The organism is Gallaecimonas pentaromativorans (assembly GCF_003751625.1).
In the GTDB taxonomy this organism is placed as follows: Bacteria; Pseudomonadota; Gammaproteobacteria; order Enterobacterales; family Gallaecimonadaceae; genus Gallaecimonas; species Gallaecimonas pentaromativorans.
This window is the reverse complement of sequence record NZ_RJUL01000008.1, coordinates 188339-207235: the sequence shown is the minus strand read 5'-3', so window position 1 is coordinate 207235 and position 18897 is coordinate 188339. Positions and strand designations below refer to the sequence as shown.

At 59.0% G+C, this 18897-nt stretch carries 18 protein-coding genes; 6 read left to right on the top strand and 12 right to left on the bottom strand.

The window, feature by feature from the left end; all coding sequences use genetic code 11:
- The 6 genes from EDC28_RS15505 to tkt all read right to left on the bottom strand — a co-directional run.
- Positions 1–1787: retention module-containing protein (locus EDC28_RS15505; RefSeq protein WP_123422222.1), on the bottom strand; the 1787-nt coding region annotated here is incomplete at its 3' end.
- Between the two features lie 171 nt (positions 1788–1958).
- On the bottom strand, positions 1959–2720 hold the full coding sequence (locus EDC28_RS15500; protein WP_123422221.1) for a DUF481 domain-containing protein: 762 nt from the start codon (positions 2718–2720) through the stop codon (positions 1959–1961).
- A 304-nt stretch (positions 2721–3024) separates the two neighbouring features.
- Positions 3025–4089, bottom strand: coding sequence for a class II fructose-bisphosphate aldolase (gene fba / locus EDC28_RS15495; protein ID WP_050659342.1), 1065 nt, complete (start codon positions 4087–4089; stop codon positions 3025–3027).
- Positions 4090–4209: 120 nt separating this feature from the next.
- Entirely contained in the window at positions 4210–5367 is a 1158-nt protein-coding gene (locus tag EDC28_RS15490) for a phosphoglycerate kinase (protein WP_123422220.1), read from the bottom strand.
- Positions 5368–5390: 23 nt separating this feature from the next.
- Complete coding sequence (locus tag EDC28_RS15485; RefSeq protein ID WP_123422219.1) at positions 5391–6404, bottom strand: glyceraldehyde 3-phosphate dehydrogenase NAD-binding domain-containing protein; 1014 nt, start codon at positions 6402–6404, stop codon at positions 5391–5393.
- 45 nt (positions 6405–6449) lie between these two features.
- Positions 6450–8441, bottom strand: coding sequence for a transketolase (gene tkt / locus EDC28_RS15480; protein WP_123422218.1), 1992 nt, complete (start codon positions 8439–8441; stop codon positions 6450–6452).
- A 267-nt stretch (positions 8442–8708) separates the two neighbouring features.
- Here tkt and metK point away from each other — a divergent pair, with 267 nt between their 5' ends.
- Entirely contained in the window at positions 8709–9863 is a 1155-nt protein-coding gene (gene metK / locus EDC28_RS15475; protein WP_050659338.1) for a methionine adenosyltransferase, read from the top strand.
- Positions 9864–9911: 48 nt separating this feature from the next.
- Here the strand turns inward: metK and EDC28_RS15470 are convergent, their stop codons facing one another.
- Both EDC28_RS15470 and EDC28_RS15465 read right to left on the bottom strand, forming a co-directional pair.
- Entirely contained in the window at positions 9912–10418 is a 507-nt protein-coding gene (locus EDC28_RS15470; RefSeq protein WP_123422217.1) for a DUF4405 domain-containing protein, read from the bottom strand.
- Positions 10419–10483: 65 nt separating this feature from the next.
- Positions 10484–10972 (bottom strand): hypothetical protein, encoded by a 489-nt coding sequence (locus EDC28_RS15465; protein ID WP_123422216.1) that lies wholly within the window; start codon positions 10970–10972, stop codon positions 10484–10486.
- A 79-nt stretch (positions 10973–11051) separates the two neighbouring features.
- Between EDC28_RS15465 and EDC28_RS15460 the strand changes: the two genes are divergently transcribed.
- Positions 11052–11543 carry a SprT family zinc-dependent metalloprotease gene (locus EDC28_RS15460; protein ID WP_050659335.1) on the top strand — a complete coding sequence of 164 codons (492 nt, stop codon included), beginning with the start codon at positions 11052–11054 and terminating at the stop codon, positions 11541–11543.
- Here EDC28_RS15460 and EDC28_RS15455 read toward each other — a convergent pair.
- Positions 11502–11882, bottom strand: a complete 381-nt coding sequence (locus tag EDC28_RS15455) for a hypothetical protein (protein WP_050659334.1) — start codon at positions 11880–11882, stop codon at positions 11502–11504. The genes EDC28_RS15460 and EDC28_RS15455 overlap by 42 nt on opposite strands.
- A gap of 268 nt (positions 11883–12150) precedes the next feature.
- Between EDC28_RS15455 and asnB the strand changes: the two genes are divergently transcribed.
- Both asnB and EDC28_RS15445 read left to right on the top strand, forming a co-directional pair.
- Positions 12151–13818, top strand: a complete 1668-nt coding sequence (gene asnB, locus EDC28_RS15450; RefSeq protein ID WP_050659333.1) for an asparagine synthase B — start codon at positions 12151–12153, stop codon at positions 13816–13818.
- A gap of 18 nt (positions 13819–13836) precedes the next feature.
- Positions 13837–14562 (top strand): dienelactone hydrolase family protein, encoded by a 726-nt coding sequence (locus tag EDC28_RS15445; RefSeq protein ID WP_123422215.1) that lies wholly within the window; start codon positions 13837–13839, stop codon positions 14560–14562.
- Between the two features lie 25 nt (positions 14563–14587).
- On the opposite strand, the gene EDC28_RS15440 is transcribed toward EDC28_RS15445, so the two are convergent.
- Positions 14588–16192 (bottom strand): acyl-CoA dehydrogenase family protein, encoded by a 1605-nt coding sequence (locus EDC28_RS15440; protein ID WP_123422214.1) that lies wholly within the window; start codon positions 16190–16192, stop codon positions 14588–14590.
- Positions 16193–16350: 158 nt separating this feature from the next.
- Between EDC28_RS15440 and EDC28_RS15435 the strand changes: the two genes are divergently transcribed.
- Entirely contained in the window at positions 16351–16767 is a 417-nt protein-coding gene (locus EDC28_RS15435; protein ID WP_050659330.1) for a hypothetical protein, read from the top strand.
- 26 nt (positions 16768–16793) lie between these two features.
- On the opposite strand, the gene EDC28_RS15430 is transcribed toward EDC28_RS15435, so the two are convergent.
- The gene (locus EDC28_RS15430; RefSeq protein ID WP_050659329.1) at positions 16794–16991 is read right to left on the bottom strand and encodes a DUF3185 family protein; all 198 of its coding nucleotides are present in this window, start codon (positions 16989–16991) and stop codon (positions 16794–16796) included.
- 141 nt (positions 16992–17132) lie between these two features.
- On the opposite strand from EDC28_RS15430, the gene EDC28_RS15425 reads away from it, so the two are divergent.
- Entirely contained in the window at positions 17133–18578 is a 1446-nt protein-coding gene (locus tag EDC28_RS15425; protein WP_123422213.1) for a catalase, read from the top strand.
- Positions 18579–18671: 93 nt separating this feature from the next.
- Here the strand turns inward: EDC28_RS15425 and EDC28_RS20185 are convergent, their stop codons facing one another.
- Positions 18672–18848: a hypothetical protein gene (locus EDC28_RS20185; RefSeq protein ID WP_170164144.1), complete on the bottom strand. Its 177-nt coding sequence runs from the start codon at positions 18846–18848 to the stop codon at positions 18672–18674.
- Between the last annotated feature and the right edge of the window lie 49 nt (positions 18849–18897).

The window sequence follows — 18897 nt, the reverse complement described above, 5'->3', positions numbered from 1 at the left end:
GCCAGGTTGTTGTTGAGGGTGTAGGTGTAGCTGCCGTCGCTATTCAAGACCAAGGTGCCGTACAGGCCGGTGAAGGTGCCGACGGTGCTGACGCTGGCGCCATCTGCCCCTTGGGTGTCGTTGCTGGTTAGTACGTTGCCGGTGGCACTCAGCGGGCCGTCTTCGGTGACGCTGTTGACATCGTTCACCGCGCTCGGCACGTCGTCGTTGATAGCGATATCCAGGCTGCCATTGGCAGTGGAGCCGTCGACGTCGGTGACCACCACCGCGAATTGGTCAAGCACATCGCCACCGCTGTGATCAGCGGCGCCGGTCAGCTGGTAGCTGTACTGCACGTTAGTGCCGTCAAAACCGGTGATGGTCAGCACCCCATATTGGCCAACCACTTGAATAGTGCCGCCTAAGTACTGGCCATTTACCACCACGTTAATGCCATTGATGGTGATGTTTGCCAAGCCATCAGGGGCATTGACACCAAAACTGCCGCTTTGGGTGAGGCTGGCGGCGTCGGGGTTTGAGCCATCAGCCAAGTTGGCCTCACTCACCACCTGCTCGCCACCGTCTACATCCAGGCCGGTGAGAGTAACGCCATCGTCGGTGCCGTTGATGGTAATGGTCAGGGTGGCAATGGAAGTGGCACCGAACTCGTCGGTCAGGGTGTAGCTGAAGGTATCAATCAGGGACTCGCCTTCACTCAGGCCCTGCACCGCTGCCAAGGAGTTATCGAGGTTGTAGCTGTAGGTACCGTCACTGTTCCACACCAGAGTGCCAAATTGCCCCTGGACCGAGCCGCTGGTATCGCCGCTGACCGATTGAATACTGAGCTGGGCACCGTTATCGATGTCGCTGTCCACCCCGGCACCGTCGTCGTCGTCGGTGATCATGTTGCCTTGGGCACTCAAGGGGCCGTCTTCACTGACCGCACTGAGGTTGGCGGTGGCCACAGGAGCATCGTTGGTGCCCTGAATAACAACGGTCAGGGTCGAAGTAGAGGTGCCGCCGTTGCCGTCACTGATCTGGTAGGTAAAGGTTTCGGTCAGGGTTTCGCCCTGAGCCAGAGATTGGACTTGCTCGTTATTGAGCTGGTAGGAAAAATTGCCGTCAGCGGTCCAGCTCAAGGTACCGAACTGGCCGCTGACAGTAGTGACAGCTGAGCCGTTGACTAGGGTAACGGCAAGAGTATCGCCATTGGCATCGCTGTCGTTTGCAAGCAAGGAGCCTGTTACATTGGTTATCAGGTCTTCTTGTAACAAGGTTTGATCAGGCTGAGCGACGGGCGCTGTGTTGTCCGCTTCTAATATCAGCTGATCGGCTTCGGCCGGAACCGGCCCACCTTCCCCTGGATTTCCAGCAGTCGCGTAGCCTGCGTCTGCCAATAATTCGCTGCCGGTCCGTGACACGGTCACGAAACCGGAATCTCCACCGCCACCACCAGCCCCGGCTGCCGGTGCAGCGCCGGCAGCAGAGGCTTCAAACAATTGGGTGGGGTCTAACCCTTCGAGGATCGCCTGTTGCAGCTTGGCCTGCTCCGAGGCATTGCTGGCAGCGCTGAACGCCTGCTGGCCGGGCATCTCCACATTGATGTCAGGCGAGGCAGCATATTCGGCTTGGCCGCCGTTATCCTGCTGCAGCTCAAAGCTGGCACCGTCGGTGATGAAAAGCTCGGTGCCCTTGGCGACCCGGTCGCCCTCAAACAGCTGCACCCTTGACCCGTCGGCCTGTTCAACCCATACCTGACCTTTGACATTGGTCAGCAGCCCATCAGCCTGAACAGTAAAGCGTTGCATAACCCACCTCGCACTATCGCGGACTCATATCCTTGAATTTGGACGGCGAGATGAATTGCTAAGTAATTGATTATGCTCGTCGTCTTGCCCCTGGTGTAACACCAGTTAAACAAGCATAGTCAAAATATTGACACCTATAGGCACAAAAAAAGCGGCTTTCGCCGCTTTTGCCTAAAAACTATACAGCAGTGTGAAGGAGGTCTCAGTGTCGGTCTTCTCGGTATCTGCCGGCACATCCGAGGTGTACTTGATGCGGTAGGACACTTTCATCGCCAAGTTGCCCATCACGTTGGCCTGCAGCGAAGTCACAGACTCGGTAATGGAGTTGCCATCTTCCAGGCCAATCTCGGTGTTCAGCTCCTGGCGGAACAGCGAAGTGTCAGTCAGGTGATACTCGAACTTAGCCGCCAGGCGGCCAATGGCGCCACGGTCAGACTCGTCCCCTTCTTGGTAGTCACTGCTGTCGCGGTCGATTTCATTGCTGCGGTAACCAACACCAGCCGATGCTTCAAAAAAGGAGCCGTCTTCGACTTGCCAGAAGCGGTTGCCGTAACCGGTAGAGACACTGCTCTGGTAATCGTAACCGGAGAAGCGGTCTTTTTCGTAGGCGCCACGAACGTACCAAAATTCTTTGTCGTTGAATTTATAGTCGCCCTGCACGGCGCCACGGTAACGCTCGGCGGTGGTTTCCTCGTCAGAATCGGTATAGAGAGATTCCAGGTTGTAGGTGTTGCGCCAATGCTCCATATCTTGGGTAACGTTGAGCTTACCGTTGATATTGGTGGCCTTGCTGTTCCCGGAGGTTACCAGTACCCCCAGCTCCATCGACCCTTTCCAGGTTTTCTTCTCGCCTGGGGCAGTAGCTGCATCATCGGCGTGGGCAGCCTGGGCGACCAGCATCGCCAACGCAGGCAAACCGTACTTCAACTTCATAAAACCTCTCCTCTGCAAAAGCGGGTAAAGTGTGCCTTAGCTACCCTTAAAACTCAAAAACTCAGTGTAAATTCGAAAACCCTGTTCTTTATCGGCTCGATCAACAAGATAAGAGTGAGCAAAACCAAGGCATCAAGCAGCATGCCGGCCAGCTTAACAAGGCTGATGGGGGTATTTAAGGAGTCTTTGGGTAAATTGAGGCCTCAAACCCGCTTTTTATCGGTATTTGATGGCGTAGGCCAACCCATCAGCAAGCGGTGAAGAGCAGACATTAAAAAGGCGGCCTGGGCCGCCTTTTGCTTACTTAGTTGACCTTGGGGTCCAGCTCGCCTTTGGCGTAGCGCTCTGACATGGCGTCCAGAGACAGCGCTTTAATCTTGCTGGCTTGGCCGGCCGCGCCGAATGCTTCGTAGCGGGCGATACAGATATCGCGCATGGCATCGGTGCTGGCTTTGAGGAATTTACGGGGGTCGAATTCGCTTGGCTTTTGAGCCATAGCGCGGCGCATGGCACCGGTAGACGCCAGGCGCAGATCGGTATCGATGTTCACCTTGCGCACACCGTGCTTGATGCCTTCAACGATTTCTTCAACCGGCACACCGTAGGTTTCGGGGATGGCGCCGCCAAACTCGTTAATGACCTTCAGCCATTCCTGTGGCACGGAAGAAGAGCCGTGCATCACCAAGTGAGTGTTGGGGATGCGGCGGTGAATTTCCTTGATGCGCTCGATGGCAAGGATATCCCCTGACGGCGGGCGGCTGAACTTGTAGGCGCCGTGGCTGGTACCGATGGCAATGGCCAGGGCATCAACGTGGGTCAGTTTCACGAACTGGGCCGCTTCTTCCGGGTCGGTCAGCAGTTGGCTGTGGTCAAGCACGCCTTCGGCGCCGATGCCGTCTTCTTCACCGGCGGTGCCGGTTTCCAGGCTGCCCAGCACACCCAGCTCACCTTCTACGGAGACGCCGCAGGCGTGGGCCATATCCACGGTGCGCTTGGTGACATCAACGTTGTAATCCCAGTCGGCCGGGGTTTTACCGTCGTCTTTCAAAGAGCCGTCCATCATCACCGAGCTGAAACCCAGTTGGATGGAGCGCTGGCATACCGCCGGGCTGGTACCGTGGTCCTGGTGCATACAGACCGGGATATGCGGGAATTCTTCAATGGCCGCCAGAATCAGGTGGCGCAGGAAGGGGGCGCCGGCGTATTTGCGGGCACCGGCAGAGGCCTGCACTATCACCGGGGCGTCCATTTTATCGGCCGCTTCCATGATGGCGCGCATCTGTTCAAGGTTGTTGACGTTGAAAGCAGGCAGGCCATAGCTGTGCTCGGCTGCATGGTCCAGTAATTGACGTAGTGAAATCAGGGCCATGTTTCTAATCTCCTTATGGTGTGGGAAGCTGCCTGCTCCCCTCTTATGTAATCGTTTGAATGAGTCTAACAAAACAAGGCGACGCCAGGCGCCGCCTTATCCTGCCGTGTCAGCCTTTGCTCAGCCGCGACTTTCCAGCATGGCCACTGCCGGCAGTACCTTGCCCTCGACAAACTCGAGGAAGGCGCCGCCGCCAGTAGAAATGTAGGATACCTGGCTCTTGATGCCGTACTTGTCGATGGCCGCCAGGGTGTCGCCACCACCGGCAATGGAAAAGGCGTCAGACTCGGCGATGGCCTTGGCCAGCACTTCGGTGCCTTTACCGAACTGGTCGAACTCGAACACCCCTACCGGGCCATTCCAGAGGATGGTTTTGGCAGATTTCAAAAGCTCGGCCAGGGCCTTGGCGCTGTCGGGGCCGATATCGAGGATCATGTCGTCATCGCTAACGTCCTCGGCCGCCTTGATGGTGGCTTCGGCGTCCTCACTAAAGGCCTTGGCCACCACCACATCGGTGGGCAGCGGAATGGCCACTTTGTCCATCAAGGCCCGGGCGGTATCGAGCAGGTCGGCCTCATAAAGGGATTTACCCATGGGTTTGCCGGCCGCCGCCAGGAAGGTATTGGCGATACCGCCGCCGACGATGACCTGGTCACAGATATCGGCAAGGCTGTTAAGCACATCCAGTTTGGTGGACACCTTGGAGCCAGCAACGATGGCCACCAGCGGACGTTGGGGCGCTTTCAGGGCCTTGCCAAGGGCGTCCAGTTCGGCGGCCAGTAAGGGACCGGCGCAGGCCACAGCGGCAAACTTGCCCACGCCGTGGGTGGAGGCCTGGGCGCGGTGGGCGGTGCCGAAGGCGTCCATCACGAACACGTCGCACAGGGCGGCGTATTGCTTAGCAAGCTGCTCGTCGTCTTTCTTCTCGCCCTTGTTAAAGCGCACGTTCTCCAGCAGCACCACTTCCCCGGCTTTGGCATCAACACCACCGAGGTAGTCGCGCACCAGGCGCACCGGCACACCCAGCAGATCCTGCAGGTAGTCGGCCACCGGCTGCAAAGAGCTTTCTTCGTCAAAGACGCCTTCTTCCGGGCGGCCCAGGTGGCTCATTACCAGCACCTTGGCGCCTTGGTCCAGGGCCAGTTGAATGGTGGGCAGCGCCGCCTGGATACGGGCATCGGAAGTGACTTTGCCGTCCTTGACGGGCACGTTGAGATCTTCGCGGATCAGGACCCTTTTACCGGCCAGATCCAGGTCTGTCATCTTGATGACGGCCATCAGTGCATCCTCGCAGAGAATAATCAGTTAACAGGTTTTGAAAGCCAGCAGTGGGCGGTGTCCACCAACCGGTTGGCAAAGCCCCATTCATTGTCGAACCACAGCAGCAGTTTTAAGAGGCTGCCATCGGTCACCCGGGTTTGGGTGCCGTCGACGATCGCCGAATGAGGGTTATGGTTGTGGTCCACCGACACCAGCGGCGCCGTGGTGAATTCCAAAATGCCCTTAAAGCGGCCAAGAGCGGCCTGCTGCAACAGGGCGTTGACGGCGTCCACCGTCACTTCACCAGCCATCTGCAGGCTCAAGTCCAGAGCCGACACGTTAATGGTGGGCACCCGCACCGAGATCGCTTCGAACTTGTCTTTGAACTTGGGCAGTACCCGGCCAACACCTCGGCCCAGTTGGGTATCCACCGGCACCATCGACTGGCTCATGGCCCGGCTCAGGCGCAGGTTGGGCTGATAGCTGTCCAGCACCTGCTGGTCGTTCATGGCGGCATGGATAGAGGTAGTAAGGCCCCGTTCTATGCCAAAGGCCTCATCCAGCAGCTGTACCACCGGCACCAGGCAGTTGGTGGTGCAAGAGGCGTTGGAGACGATACGGTGGCTGGCTTTAAGCTCGCCGTCGTTAACCCCCATCACCACGGTGGCGTCCACGCCCTCATCAGCGGGGTTGGACAGCAGCACTTTCTTGGCGCCAGCCAGCAAGTAAGCCTCGGCATCGAGATGGTGGCGGATCACCCCGGTGCAATCGATCACCAAGTCCACATCCGCCAGCGGCAGTTTTTCCGGATCAGGTTCGCTCAGCAGCTCAATGGCATGCTCGCCAAGATAAAAGGTGGAACCCTCCAGACGCATGGGCGCATCCAGGCGGCCATGGGTGGAGTCGTATTTGAACAGGTGGGCCATGGCGGCAGGTTCGGCGAGATCGTTCACCGCCACTACCTTCAGCTCGCCCAGCAGGTTGCGTTCAAAAAGAGCGCGCAGCACGGCACGGCCGATGCGCCCAAAGCCATTGATGGCAACCGAATAGCTCATGTGCTTCCTTGAAAAAAGGCAGGCCACCGGCCTGCCTTTGCTACCTTACAGGCCCTCAGCAACGCTGACGACGTTCTCGACAGTAAAGCCGAACAGCTTGAACAGCTCTCCGGCCGGGGCCGACTCACCAAAGGTGGTCATGCCCACTACGGCGCCGTTCAGGCCCACGTATTTGTACCAGTAGTCGGCGATAAGGGCTTCGATGGCCACCCGCTTGGTGACGGCCGCCGGCAGCACCGACTCTTTGTATTCTTTGCTCTGGGCATCGAAGACATCGGTAGCAGGCATGGACACCACGCGCACGGCGCGGCCTTTACCGGCCAATACCTCGGCAGCGTTCAGTGCCAGTTCCACTTCGGAACCGGTGGCAATGAGGATGATCTCCGGGGTGCCTTCGCTGTCCTTGATGATGTAACCGCCTTTACGCACATCGGCTATCTGCTGGGCGCTGCGGGGCAGGCAAGGCAGGTTTTGACGGCTGAAGATAAGGGCGGTGGGGCCATCGGCGCGCTCAACGGCGTGCAGCCAGGCCACAGCGCTTTCTACGGTGTCGGCCGGGCGCCAGGTGCTCATGTTGGGGGTCAGGCGCAGGCTGGCCACTTGCTCCACCGGCTGGTGGGTGGGGCCATCTTCGCCCAGGCCGATAGAATCATGGGTGTAAACGAAGATGGAGCGCTGCTTCATCAGCGCCGCCATGCGCACGGCGTTACGGGCGTATTCCATAAACATCAGGAAGGTGGCGCCGTAAGGAATGAAACCGCCGTGCAGGGCGATACCGTTCATGATGGCGCTCATGCCGAACTCGCGCACCCCGTACCAAATGTAGTTGCCGGAGGCGTCGTCTTTGGTCAGCGGTTTGGAGCCGGACCACAGGGTCAGGTTGGAACCGGCCAAGTCGGCAGAGCCGCCCATGAATTCCGGCAGCAGGGCCGCATAGGCTTCGATGGCGTTCTGGGACGCCTTACGGGTAGCAATCTTCTCGCCTTTTTCCTGGCAGGCCTGGATGTAGGCCTCGGCCTTGGCGGCAAAATCGGCCGGCAGCTCACCGTTTTGGCGGCGTACAAATTCGCTGGCCAGTTCCGGGAAGGCGGCTTCATAGGCGTCAAACTTGGCGTTCCAGTCGCTCTCGACCTTGGTGCCTTTTTCTTTGGCGTCCCAACCGGCGTAGATATCGGCCGGAATTTCAAAAGGCGCGTAGTCCCATTTGAGGAATTCGCGCGCGGCTTTAATTTCGTCGTCACCCAGGGGGGCGCCGTGACAGTCGTGGCTGCCGGCCTTGTTGGGGCTACCAAAACCGATGATGGTTTTGGTGATGATAAGGGTCGGGCGGGTCAAGTCGCTGCGCGCTTCTTCGATAGCAGCCTTGATGGCGTCAGCGGAGTGGCCATCCACGTCCCGCACCACTTGCCAGCCGTAGGCTTCAAAACGCTTGGCGGTGTCGTCGGTAAACCAGCCTTCAACATGGCCGTCGATGGAGATGCCGTTGTCGTCATAAAAGGCAATCAGCTTGCCAAGGCCCAGGGTACCGGCCAGGGAGCAGGCTTCGTGGGAGATACCTTCCATCAAGCAACCGTCGCCCAGGAAGGCGTAGGTGAAGTGGTTAACGAGATCGTGGCCGGGGCGGTTGAACTGGGCCGCCAGGCTCTTCTCGGCGATAGCCATGCCCACGGCATTGGTGATGCCCTGGCCCAGGGGGCCGGTCGTGGTTTCTACACCGGGGGCGTAGCCGTACTCGGGGTGGCCCGGGGTGCGGCTGTGCAGTTGGCGGAACTGCTTGAGGTCGTCGATACCCAGATCGTAGCCAGAGAGGTGCAGCAGGGAATAGATAAGCATGGAGCCATGGCCGTTGGACAGCACGAAGCGGTCACGGTCAAACCACTGGGGGTTCTGGGGGTTGTGGCTCAGGTAATCGTTCCACAGCACTTCAGCAATATCAGCCATCCCCATGGGGGCGCCGGGGTGACCGGATTTGGCTTTCTGGACCGCGTCCATAGAGAGGGCGCGGATGGCATTGGCGAGCTGGCGACGGGAGGGCATCAATGTCTCCTGGATGGGTCCGTACACAGGGTAAAAAATCGGCCTTAGTTTCGCCCATTTGTAGCCCCGGGGGCAAATCAGTTGCGCCTTTCATGTTGCGGCGCGATGGGCTTTAATGGTGAGGGTCACAGGCCGGGGAATTTTTGCACAGAAGTACTGGCGTCTAGACGGCCATCTGTGTAATATCGCCGCCTTAATTTTGGGGCGTGGCGCCACTGACCGTGAGGCCGCGCTTTTCTTGCCGACATTCAATGAGTTGAGTGGGAAATGACCAGACGTCTTTTTACTTCCGAGTCCGTTTCTGAAGGCCATCCTGATAAGATCGCCGACCAAATCTCCGACGCCGTCCTTGACGCTATCCTGGCCCAGGACCCGAAAGCCCGGGTTGCCTGTGAGACCTACGTCAAAACCGGTATGGTTATCGTCGGTGGTGAGATCACCACCTCCGCCTGGGTCGATATCGAAGCCCTGGCCCGTAAGACCGTTCGCGAGATCGGCTACACCAGTTCAGACATGGGCTTTGACGGTGACAGCTGTGCCGTACTGAATGCCATCGGCAAACAATCCCCCGACATCGCCATGGGCGTTGACCGCAAAGACCCTTACGAGCAGGGTGCCGGCGACCAAGGCCTGATGTTCGGCTATGCGTCCAACGAAACCGACGTGCTGATGCCTGCGCCTATCACTTACGCCCACCGTCTGGTTAAGCGCCAGGCCCACGTGCGTAAGTCCAAGGAATTGTCCTGGCTGCGCCCCGACGCCAAGTCTCAGGTGACTTTCGTCTACGAAGACGGCAAGCCGGTGGCCATCGACGCCGTGGTACTGTCTACCCAGCACAGCCCCGACATCGACCAGCCCACCCTGCGCGAAGCGGTGATGGAGCACATCATCAAGCCGGTTCTGCCCGAAGAGTGGCTGACCGACAAGACCAAATACTTCATCAACCCCACCGGTAACTTCGTGATTGGCGGCCCCATGGGCGACTGCGGCCTGACCGGCCGTAAGATCATCGTTGATACCTACGGCGGCATGGCCCGTCACGGTGGCGGCGCCTTCTCCGGTAAGGATCCGTCCAAGGTTGACCGCTCCGCTGCCTACGCTGCCCGCTACGTTGCCAAAAACATCGTGGCTGCCGGCCTGGCTGACCGCTGTGAGATCCAGGTTTCCTACGCCATCGGCGTGGCCGAACCCACTTCCATCTCCGTGGAAACCTTCGGCACCGGCAAAATTGCCGAGGAAAAGATCGACGCCCTGGTTCGCGAGCACTTCGATCTGCGCCCTTACGGCCTTATCCAGATGCTGGATCTCAACAAGCCTATCTACCAGCCGACCGCCGCCTACGGCCACTTTGGCCGCGACGAGTTCCCTTGGGAGCGCACCGACAAAGCCGACGCCCTGCGTCAGGCTGCCGGCCTCAAGTAAGCTGCAAGCATCAAAAAAGGCGCCCGATGGGCGCCTTTTTTATTGGCCTTAACGGCCCTTGCCTTTGGGCATCAGCAGCACCAAGAGATCGGTCCCCCGCTTCCCCTGCTGGCGAGCCAGCCCCTCAAGGCTTTGGGCCGGGCTTGTGACCTCAAAACCACTCTTTTTCAAGGTGGCAGTGACATCATCCAGTGATTGGCCCAGCACCGGCGCCAGGGTGCTAAGGGGCGCCTGGGTCAGCAGCCCAACGGCCTGGAACATGGCGCCGCGGCCGCCACCGCCCTGCGGCTTGGCCATGGGCACCATGGAGGCGCCGGTCAGTATCAGGCACAACAGGATGATGCCCAGCGCCAGCCCCTTCCTGAAGTAGCCTTTAAAGCCCTTCCAGTGCAGCGCCAGGTGGAACACCACCCCCAGGATCATCAGCCAGCTCAGCCACTCGTGGGCCGGGCGAACCAAACCGATATTGATATGGAAAAAGATCACCACACCGGTGACCGCTGAAATGACAAAACCCCCGATAGTCAGGGGAGTCGCCCATGCTTTCAAAGACATAACTAACCCAAAGGCAAATAAAAACCATTCTGCCCTGAGCCGTCACCAACAATTGTTAAATAGTGTTAACGTCCCAGATCGTCGAGGCGGCTGTTGCCCACATTGGGGAACTGTTTGCGGTCCGCGTCGGTGGCCGTTTCGTTGCATTCACCGGTCAGGCGTTGAAAGCGCCCGGCCCGGGCGTTATCCAGCGCCATATAGCCGGAGCGGCAATAACCGGTATCCAGCAATTTCTGGTTCACCTGGTCACTGAGATCCACGCTCTGCTCGCTGTCATCGCCGCCCCTTTTACCGCCGCTTCCTACCCCGCCTTGCGGGCCACCACGACCACCGCCAGGGCCACCCATGCCGCCTCCCGGCCCGCCCTGACGGCCATGACCGCCCGCCATTTCCTGGCTGAACACAAAGCGTTTGGAGCCATCACTGGTGATGTAAGTGGAAAAGTAAGTGCTGGGGCCATTATCATCGGTGCCGTCGTTGCGCCCCTGGCGGTCGCAACTGCAACAGGCCGTCAGCGCCATGACGCCGGCAAAGGAGAGCAGCAGGTGTCGCATGGGAATTCCTTATCAGGTGGAGTGGTTGTACCCATCTGACCTCACAAGGATGCAACTAAAGCGCAAAGAAAGGTAAAGGGTGAGCAAAGAAGTGTTGGACCGGGCCGTAGAGGCCTGTTTTCAAAAAGCCGAAGCGCAATTTGGCCGCCGTTTTAGCCGCCCACGGGTCACCTTGGATCTGCGTGGCCGGGCCGCGGGCCAGGCCCATATGGGTAAGGGCCTGCTGCGTTTTAACCGCGCCATGTACCTTGCCAACCATCAGGCCTTTATCGACGAAGTGGTGCCCCATGAAGTAGCCCACTGGCTCGCCTGGCAACTCCATGGACCCCGCATCCAACCCCACGGCCCCCAATGGCAGGGGCTGATGACCGGGCTCTTTGGCCTGCCAGCCAAGCGCACCCACGATTTTGACGTGCAGGAACAAACCTTCAGCTACCACTGTGGCTGTCGCCAGCATCAGCTGACTATCAGGCGGCATAACAAGGTGTTAAGAGGCGAGCGGTATCTGTGCCGGCGCTGCGGCGAACCGCTAAACCCCGGCAGCGCCGGTGGCGACGGCGGTCTGGCCTGAGCCTTCGCCGTTAAGGGAATTGAATTCCAGGGCAACCCCCATGGACAAAGCCTTGGACTGGGTTACGGTGGTGGCTTGGGGGTAGCTGACATTGAGCTGCTTATCACCCTTCCAGCTGACCGAGATCTCGGACGGCGGCACCTTGGCGGCCCATACCAGCTGATGGTTGGCAAAATGCCAGAATGACTGAGGCTCGAGCATCACCTCGGTGACCGGTTGCTCACCGCAGGTACGCACCATCACCACGGCTTTATAGAATTGGTTGGGGGAGGTTACGGTAGCGGTGACGTTTTTGTCACTGCAGGACGCCAACCACAAGGGGCTGGAAGCGATAAGCATTAGCTTGAGTCCTGGTGCATTGATCACGGTTTGCTCCGAACCAAAAGGCCTGAACTGGCCGAGGACCATCTTTAACCTAATATCAGCCGCTTGTCATCCTTTGTGCTTTGTAAAAGTCGACCTGATCCCAGCTCTTGGTCAGCAATATTGCCATTTGGCCACTTTCCCTGCTTGCCAAGGTTGATGGGCAATGGCAAGGTCGAGAGGTCATCAACAACGGTGTACACAACTCCCCCTATGAGATAACTCTTTTCTAGCAGGAATTAACATGTGTTCTATCTTCGGTATTCTGGATCTTAAGACCGACCCTCAAGAGCTGCGTAAAACCGCCCTTGAGATGTCCAAGCGCATGCGCCACCGTGGCCCCGACTGGTCCGGTATCTATGCAGACAATAACGCCATCATTGCCCACGAGCGCCTGGCCATTGTCGACATGAATAATGGTGCCCAGCCGCTGTTGAATGCCGAGAAGAATCATGTGTTGGCCGTCAATGGTGAGATATACAACCACAAGGCCATCCGCAAACAGTACCAGGACAAATACCCGTTCCAGACCGAGTCTGACTGCGAAGTGATCCTGGCGCTGTATCAGGAAAAGGGCGAAGCCTTCCTGGATGAGCTCAACGGCATCTTTGCCTTTGTGCTCTATGACGCCACCGACAACAGCTATCTCATCGGCCGCGACCATATGGGCATCATCCCGCTCTATATCGGCTGGGACAAAGACGGCAACTTCTATGTGGCCTCCGAGCTCAAGGCCCTGACCCCTGTGTGCAACCGGGTAGAGACCTTCCCTCCTGGGCATTATCTGTCGTCCAAAGACGGCGAGATAAAACGCTACTACCAGCGCGACTGGCAAAGCTTTGAGGCGGTTGAAAGTAACCAGAGCAGCGTCACCGAACTGCGCGACGCCCTGGACGCCGCCGTCAAACGCCAGTTGATGTCCGACGTCCCCTACGGCGTGCTGCTCTCAGGCGGCCTGGACTCGTCCGTTATCTCGGCCCTGGCCCAGCGCCACGCCGAGCGCCGCATCGAGGACGACGACCAAAGCCAGGCCTGGTGGCCCCGGCTGCACTCCTTTGCCGTTGGCCTTAAAGGCTCGCCGGACTTGCTGGCAGCCCAGGACGTGGCCAAGCATATCGGCACCGTGCACCATGAAATCCATTTTACGGTGCAAGAAGGCCTGGATGCGGTGCGCGACGTTATCTACCACCTGGAAACCTACGATGTAACCACCATCCGCGCCTCCACCCCCATGTATCTGATGGCCCGTAAAATCAAGGCCATGGGCATCAAAATGGTGCTCTCAGGGGAAGGCTCGGACGAACTGTTCGGCGGCTATCTCTACTTCCACAAAGCTCCCAACGCCCGGGAGTTCCACGAAGAGACCCTGCGCAAACTCGACAAGCTCTACCTGTTCGACTGCCTGCGCGCCAACAAGGCCATGGCGGCCTGGGGCGTCGAAGCGCGGGTGCCGTTTTTGGATAAAGAATTCATGGATGTGGCCATGCGCCTCAACCCCCAGGACAAAATGTGCGGCAACGGCAAGATTGAGAAGCACATTGTCCGTGAAGCCTTCGCCGATCTGCTGCCCGAAAAAGTGGCCTGGCGCCAGAAGGAGCAGTTCTCAGACGGTGTCGGCTACAGCTGGATAGACAGCCTCAAGGAAGTGACCGCAGCCGAGGTGAGCGATCACCAGCTGAAAACGGCCCAGTACCGTTTCCCGGTCAACACCCCCGACACCAAAGAAGCCTACTACTACCGCCAGATCTTCGAGGAGCATTTCGGTAACCTCGATTCGGTGGTAACCACCGTGCCCCACGGCAAGTCCGTGGCCTGCTCCACGCCGGCCGCGTTGGCCTGGGACGCCAGTTTCCAGAACAACGCCGATCCCTCCGGGCGGGCGGCCAAAGGGGTTCATCAAAGCGCCTATTGACCAGGAGTCGTATTCGTCATGGCACAAATCAGCGTCAAAGCCGTCCGCTACCAAGTGGACGGCATCACCTTTGAAGGCCACCTTGTCTACCACGCTGGCAGTACCCCCAGCCGGGGCCTGCTGATGGCACCGAATTTCTTCGGCATCAGCGACGCCGCTATTGCCCAGGCCAAACGGCAGGTGCGTGAGAACAGCGTGATCTTCGTGGCTGACCCTTTCGGCGTGGACACCCGTCCCCAAACCCCGGAACAGGCCATGGCCGCCATGGGCCCGGTGCGTGCCGACAACGCCATGCTGCGCCGGCGCATGAACGCAGCCCTGGATGTACTCAAGGATGAAGCCGGCAAACTGGGTGTGGCCGCCGATAACCTGGCCGCCTTCGGCTTTTGCTTTGGCGGTGCCTGTGTGCTGGAGCTGGCCCGCCAGGCCGCCCCAGTCAAGGCAGTGGCCTCTTTCCACGGCCTGCTGCAAACCCCAGATCCAGCCAGCACCAAAACCCCGCAAGGGGCGGTACTGGTGCTAAACGGCGCCGCCGATCCACTGGTACCCAGCGAGGCTATCGCCGGTTTCGAGCAGGAGATGAACAGCGTCAAGGCCGACTGGCAGCTGGTTAACTTCGGCGGCGCGGTGCACTCCTTCACCGACGAAGGAGCCGACCGCCCAGGGGAAAACCAGTACAACGCCAAGGTCAGCCGCCGGGCCTTTGCCATGATGCACGACCTCTTCGACGAGGTGCTGGCGTAAAAAAAGCGGCCTTTTGGCCGCTTTTTTATTCCCCGTAAGCCCGCCTTAACAGCAGCTCCACATCAGTACCGCCCGCCAGGGTGCCAAAGCTGTGCCCCCCTTCCCCCAACCTTGAGCGAATAAAGGCATCGGCCACCGGCCCTGGCGCGCCCTTGGCCAGCAGCGCTCCTTGCAGGGTCAGCGCCAGCAACTCGGTGATGCGCCGCGCCTGGCTTAACGGGTCGGCCTTTAAAAGATGCTGCAGCTGGCGCCAGGCCATGGCCAGCAGCGGATGCTCGCCAAAGGCGCCGTCCAGTTCGCGCTGCCAGGCATCCAGGCACTCTGACGCCTTTTGCAGGGCCCGCAGCACATCCAGCGCCTGGATATTGCCAGACCCCTCCCAAATGGCATTGATGGGCGCCTCGCGGTAAAGCCTGGCGGTAATGAAGCTCTCCATCACGCCATTGCCGCCCAGGCATTCCATGGCCTCATAGGCATGCTGGGGGGTGCGTTTACAGATCCAATATTTGCCCGCAGCCGTGCCCAGGCGCAGTAGCAATTGCTCATAGGGGTGGCTGGCGTTGTCCAGCGCCCTTGCCATACGCAAGCTCATGGCCAGGCTCCCTTCTACCTCCAGCTGCAGATCGGCCAACACCGCCGCCATCACCGGCTGCTCGACAAGGCGCTTGCCAAAGGCCTGGCGGTGGCGAGCGTGATGCACCGCCTGCAACAACGCCTGGCGCTGGCCGCCGCTGGAGCCGAGCATGCAGTCAAAACGGGTCAAAGACACCATCTCGATGATGGTCTGCACGCCCTTGCCTTCTTCTCCCAGCAACCAGCCACAGGCGCCTTTGAGCTCCACTTCGCTGGAGGCGTTGGAGCGGTTGCCGAGCTTGTCTTTGAGGCGCTGCACCTCGATAGCGTTCTTTTGGCCTTGCCACCAGCGCGGCACCAAAAAGCACGACAGCCCCGCCGGCGTCTGAGCCAGCATCAAAAAGCCGTCGGACATGGGAGCCGATAAAAACCACTTGTGGCCCACCAGTTCATAACTGCCGTCCCCCAGCGGCAGGGCGCGGGTTTCGTTGGCTCGCACATCCGAGCCGCCCTGCTTTTCGGTCATGCCCATGCCAAGGGTCAGGCCAGGCTTTTGCTGCCAGGGCCGGTTGGCACCATCGTATTGGCGCGACATCAGCTTTTGATGCCAGTCGGGCTTGAAGCGTTTGAGCACAGGAGCGGCGGCAAAGGTCATGGTGATGGGGCAACCATGGCCCGCTTCCAACTGGCAGTGCAGGTAATACTTGGCGGCGCGGGTCACATGCATGCCAGGTCCTGGGCTTTGCCAGGGCGAGGCGTGCAGCCCCTCTTTCACCGCCAGGGCCATCAGCTGATGGTAACTGGGGTGATACTCCACCACATCGATGCGATGGCCAGTACGGTCGTGGCTGTCAAAGACGGGGGGATGGGCGTTAGCGGCAAAGCCCAGAGCCAACATGTCGGGCTGGGTCAGCAGGCGGCCGTAACGGTGCAACTCGTCGATACTGGCCGCCGCCCCTTCGCGGCGCACCCCTTCGATCAAGGCGGTATCCAGGGCAAAACCGTCCACATCCTCTAAAGGCGGCGTCTGGTTTTGGACGTCATGGGTGGAAAACATGATCACCTCCTTATGGTCCAACCACCATGGCACCGCCCCGCCAACAGGTCAAAAAAACCTTGCTGAAGGAAGCCTTGCAAAATTGCCATTGGCCGCCCTTTGCCACCGCCAGCTCCGGCCCTTGGGACTAGACTATAAGCATGTGCTCAGGAGGTGCTATGGAACATCGGGATCGTCTGCGTACCTTGCGTATTCGCACGCAACATCTGTGGCGGGATGCCCTTAAGGAAAGGTTGGGAACCTTCCCACTTTGGGATGCCAATGAAGTGGTGGATCACCTAAAAGGGGTGCCGACCATGGCTGCCGATACGCTTTGCCAGCAGTTGGCAGAACAGGGCTTTTTATTGGAGCTGATTTGGGGTGACGAGCTGCGCTATCCGGCGTTTATGGTGGCCGGTGGCGAAGTGTTTGAGGAAATGCCCAAGCTGATATCACTTATTAATCAGCGCCTTGATAACGAGTTGGACCGCTACCTATGGCTGACCCAATACCAGATGGAGCTAAACTCGGTGCCGGCCGAGTTGCTGTCCAGCCGGGAAGGCCGGTTACTGCTGATGGCCTTCCTGACCGAATAACGGCGCGGCCAAGCCGCGCCTTGGCCTTAACGCCGCAACACCCCTACCAGTCCCAACACAATGCACACCGCCCCGGCGATGTAGAAGGTCATGGTACGGCTGTCGAGCTCACCGGTAAGCTGCGACTCAACGGTTTTACTTAAGGTCTGGCTTTCCTGGTAACCCCACCAAGCCAAGGCCACGCCTACAACCAGTAATACCAAGCCTATGATCCGCTTATTCATTTCGATCTCCTTTTCATCAAGATGCTGCGTTAACAGCTTCCCACACCCAATCTAAATATTCTATTAAACCAAACTAAAACACCCATTTTTAACAATAAGTCACCTTCCGTAGACTGGCCTGGTCAATTCGGAGGAACAGCAATGACCAAGCCTGTCTACACATTACAAAATGGCGCACCCGTTACCCAGGATGAGATTTCCACTACCGCCGGCCGCCGTGGCCCGCTGACATTCGACAATATTCATCTCTTTGAAAAATTAGCGCATTTTAACCGCGAGCGGATCCCAGAGCGGGTCGTGCACGCTCGTGGCAGCGCCGCCCATGGCACTTTTACCCTGACCCAGAGCCTGTCGGATCTGTCCATTGCTGATTTCCTGCAACAAGAAGGCCAGCAAACCCAGGTGTTCCTGCGTTTTTCCACCGTCGCCGGCGGCCAGGATTCGGCCGACTATGTACGGGACGTGCGCGGCTTTGCCCTGCGCTTTTACACCCAACAAGGCAACTACGACATCGTCGGCAACAACACCCCGGTGTTTTTTATCCGCGACCCGCTCAAATTCCCGGATTTCATCCACTCCCAGAAAAAAGATCCCCGTACCAACCTGCCCAACCCGGCGCACCATTTCGAGTTCTGGGCGCACCATCCTCAATCACTGCATCAGGTCACTATCTTGATGTCCGACCGGGGTATCCCCAAAAGCTACCGCCATCTCAACGGCTACGGCTCCCATACCCTGAGCCTGTACAACGCCAAGGGTGAGCGCGTTTGGGTAAAATGGCACTTCAAAACCAACCAAGGCATTGCCAACCTCAGCGGCGAAGAAGCGGCCCGCCAGGCGCCTTTCGCCGCCCAGCAGGACTTGGTCAGCAGCATCGATAACGGCGATTTCCCGTCCTGGACCGTGAAGATCCAAGTGATGAGCGAGGCCGAAGCCCGCCAGTACCGCATCAACCCATTCGACTTGACCAAGGTCTGGCCGCACCAGGACTTCCCGCTGCGCACCATCGGCACCCTGGAGCTTAACCGCAACGTGGATAACTACTTTGCCGAGACCGAGCAGGTGACCTTCAGCCCCTCTAACCTGGTGCCCGGCACCGGGGTGTCCCCTGACAAAGTGCTGCAAGGCCGCCTCTTTGCCTACGCCGATGCTCACCGCTACCGGGTGGGAACCAACCACAACCAGTTGCCGGTCAACAGCCCGCGCTGCCCGGTTAACCACCTCCAGCGTGACGGTGCCATGGCCGGCATGGGTTGCCCGGTGCATCAAGGTGCTGGGGTGAACTTCTCCCCCAACCATCGCGGCGACGCGCCGGTTGCCGCCCCGGCCCTCGCTGAGCCGCCCATGCCTTTGGAAAGCGACGCCTGGCTTGGCCAGTTCGACGACCAAGACAGCGACAACTTCAGCCAGGCCGGAGACCTGTTCCGGCTCTTTGACGACGCTCATAAAAACCGCCTGGCCGCCAACATCGCCGGAGGCCTGAGCCAGGCCAGCCCCGACGTCCAGGCGCTGATGCTGGCCCAGTTCGAAAAAGCCGATCCCGATTATCGGGCCCGGGTAGAGGCCGCTTTGGCAAAACTGGCCTAAGCTCAAAACTCGTGTCGAGGGGAGACCAATATGAGTGCACTTTGGGATTATCTGGCTGACATGGCCTTCAACGGCTAAAAGAAAAAGCCTCCGTCAGGAGGCTTTTTTTTGCGTGGATTTTTGTGCTTTCTTATCAGAGTTCTTAGGTGCAGGGGGCGCGGCCTTTTCAACCTTGGGCTGGCATTGCCGGGTTTGTGGGCGCTCGCCAAAATGGTTAACCGGGGTACAGGTACCACCGGCCAAGGCCGACACCAGCAGTAGTGTGAACACTGGCATATCCTGTTTGTGTTGACCGCTTCATGCTAATAAAAGCCCCTGC

Bases quoted from the DNA above. Each gene is read 5' to 3' on its own strand.
- EDC28_RS15500 (WP_123422221.1), bottom strand. From the start codon at position 2,720: ATGAAGTTGAAGTACGGTTTGCCTGCGTTGGCGATGCTGGTCGCCCAG.
- fba (WP_050659342.1), bottom strand. From the start codon at position 4,089: ATGGCCCTGATTTCACTACGTCAATTACTGGACCATGCAGCCGAGCAC.
- EDC28_RS15490 (WP_123422220.1), bottom strand. From the start codon at position 5,367: ATGGCCGTCATCAAGATGACAGACCTGGATCTGGCCGGTAAAAGGGTC.
- EDC28_RS15485 (WP_123422219.1), bottom strand. From the start codon at position 6,404: ATGAGCTATTCGGTTGCCATCAATGGCTTTGGGCGCATCGGCCGTGCC.
- tkt (WP_123422218.1), bottom strand. From the start codon at position 8,441: ATGCCCTCCCGTCGCCAGCTCGCCAATGCCATCCGCGCCCTCTCTATG.
- metK (WP_050659338.1), top strand. From the start codon at position 8,709: ATGACCAGACGTCTTTTTACTTCCGAGTCCGTTTCTGAAGGCCATCCT.
- EDC28_RS15470 (WP_123422217.1), bottom strand. From the start codon at position 10,418: ATGTCTTTGAAAGCATGGGCGACTCCCCTGACTATCGGGGGTTTTGTC.
- EDC28_RS15465 (WP_123422216.1), bottom strand. From the start codon at position 10,972: ATGCGACACCTGCTGCTCTCCTTTGCCGGCGTCATGGCGCTGACGGCC.
- EDC28_RS15455 (WP_050659334.1), bottom strand. From the start codon at position 11,882: ATGCTTATCGCTTCCAGCCCCTTGTGGTTGGCGTCCTGCAGTGACAAA.
- asnB (WP_050659333.1), top strand. From the start codon at position 12,151: ATGTGTTCTATCTTCGGTATTCTGGATCTTAAGACCGACCCTCAAGAG.
- EDC28_RS15445 (WP_123422215.1), top strand. From the start codon at position 13,837: ATGGCACAAATCAGCGTCAAAGCCGTCCGCTACCAAGTGGACGGCATC.
- EDC28_RS15440 (WP_123422214.1), bottom strand. From the start codon at position 16,192: ATGTTTTCCACCCATGACGTCCAAAACCAGACGCCGCCTTTAGAGGAT.
- EDC28_RS15435 (WP_050659330.1), top strand. From the start codon at position 16,351: ATGGAACATCGGGATCGTCTGCGTACCTTGCGTATTCGCACGCAACAT.
- EDC28_RS15430 (WP_050659329.1), bottom strand. From the start codon at position 16,991: ATGAATAAGCGGATCATAGGCTTGGTATTACTGGTTGTAGGCGTGGCC.
- EDC28_RS15425 (WP_123422213.1), top strand. From the start codon at position 17,133: ATGACCAAGCCTGTCTACACATTACAAAATGGCGCACCCGTTACCCAG.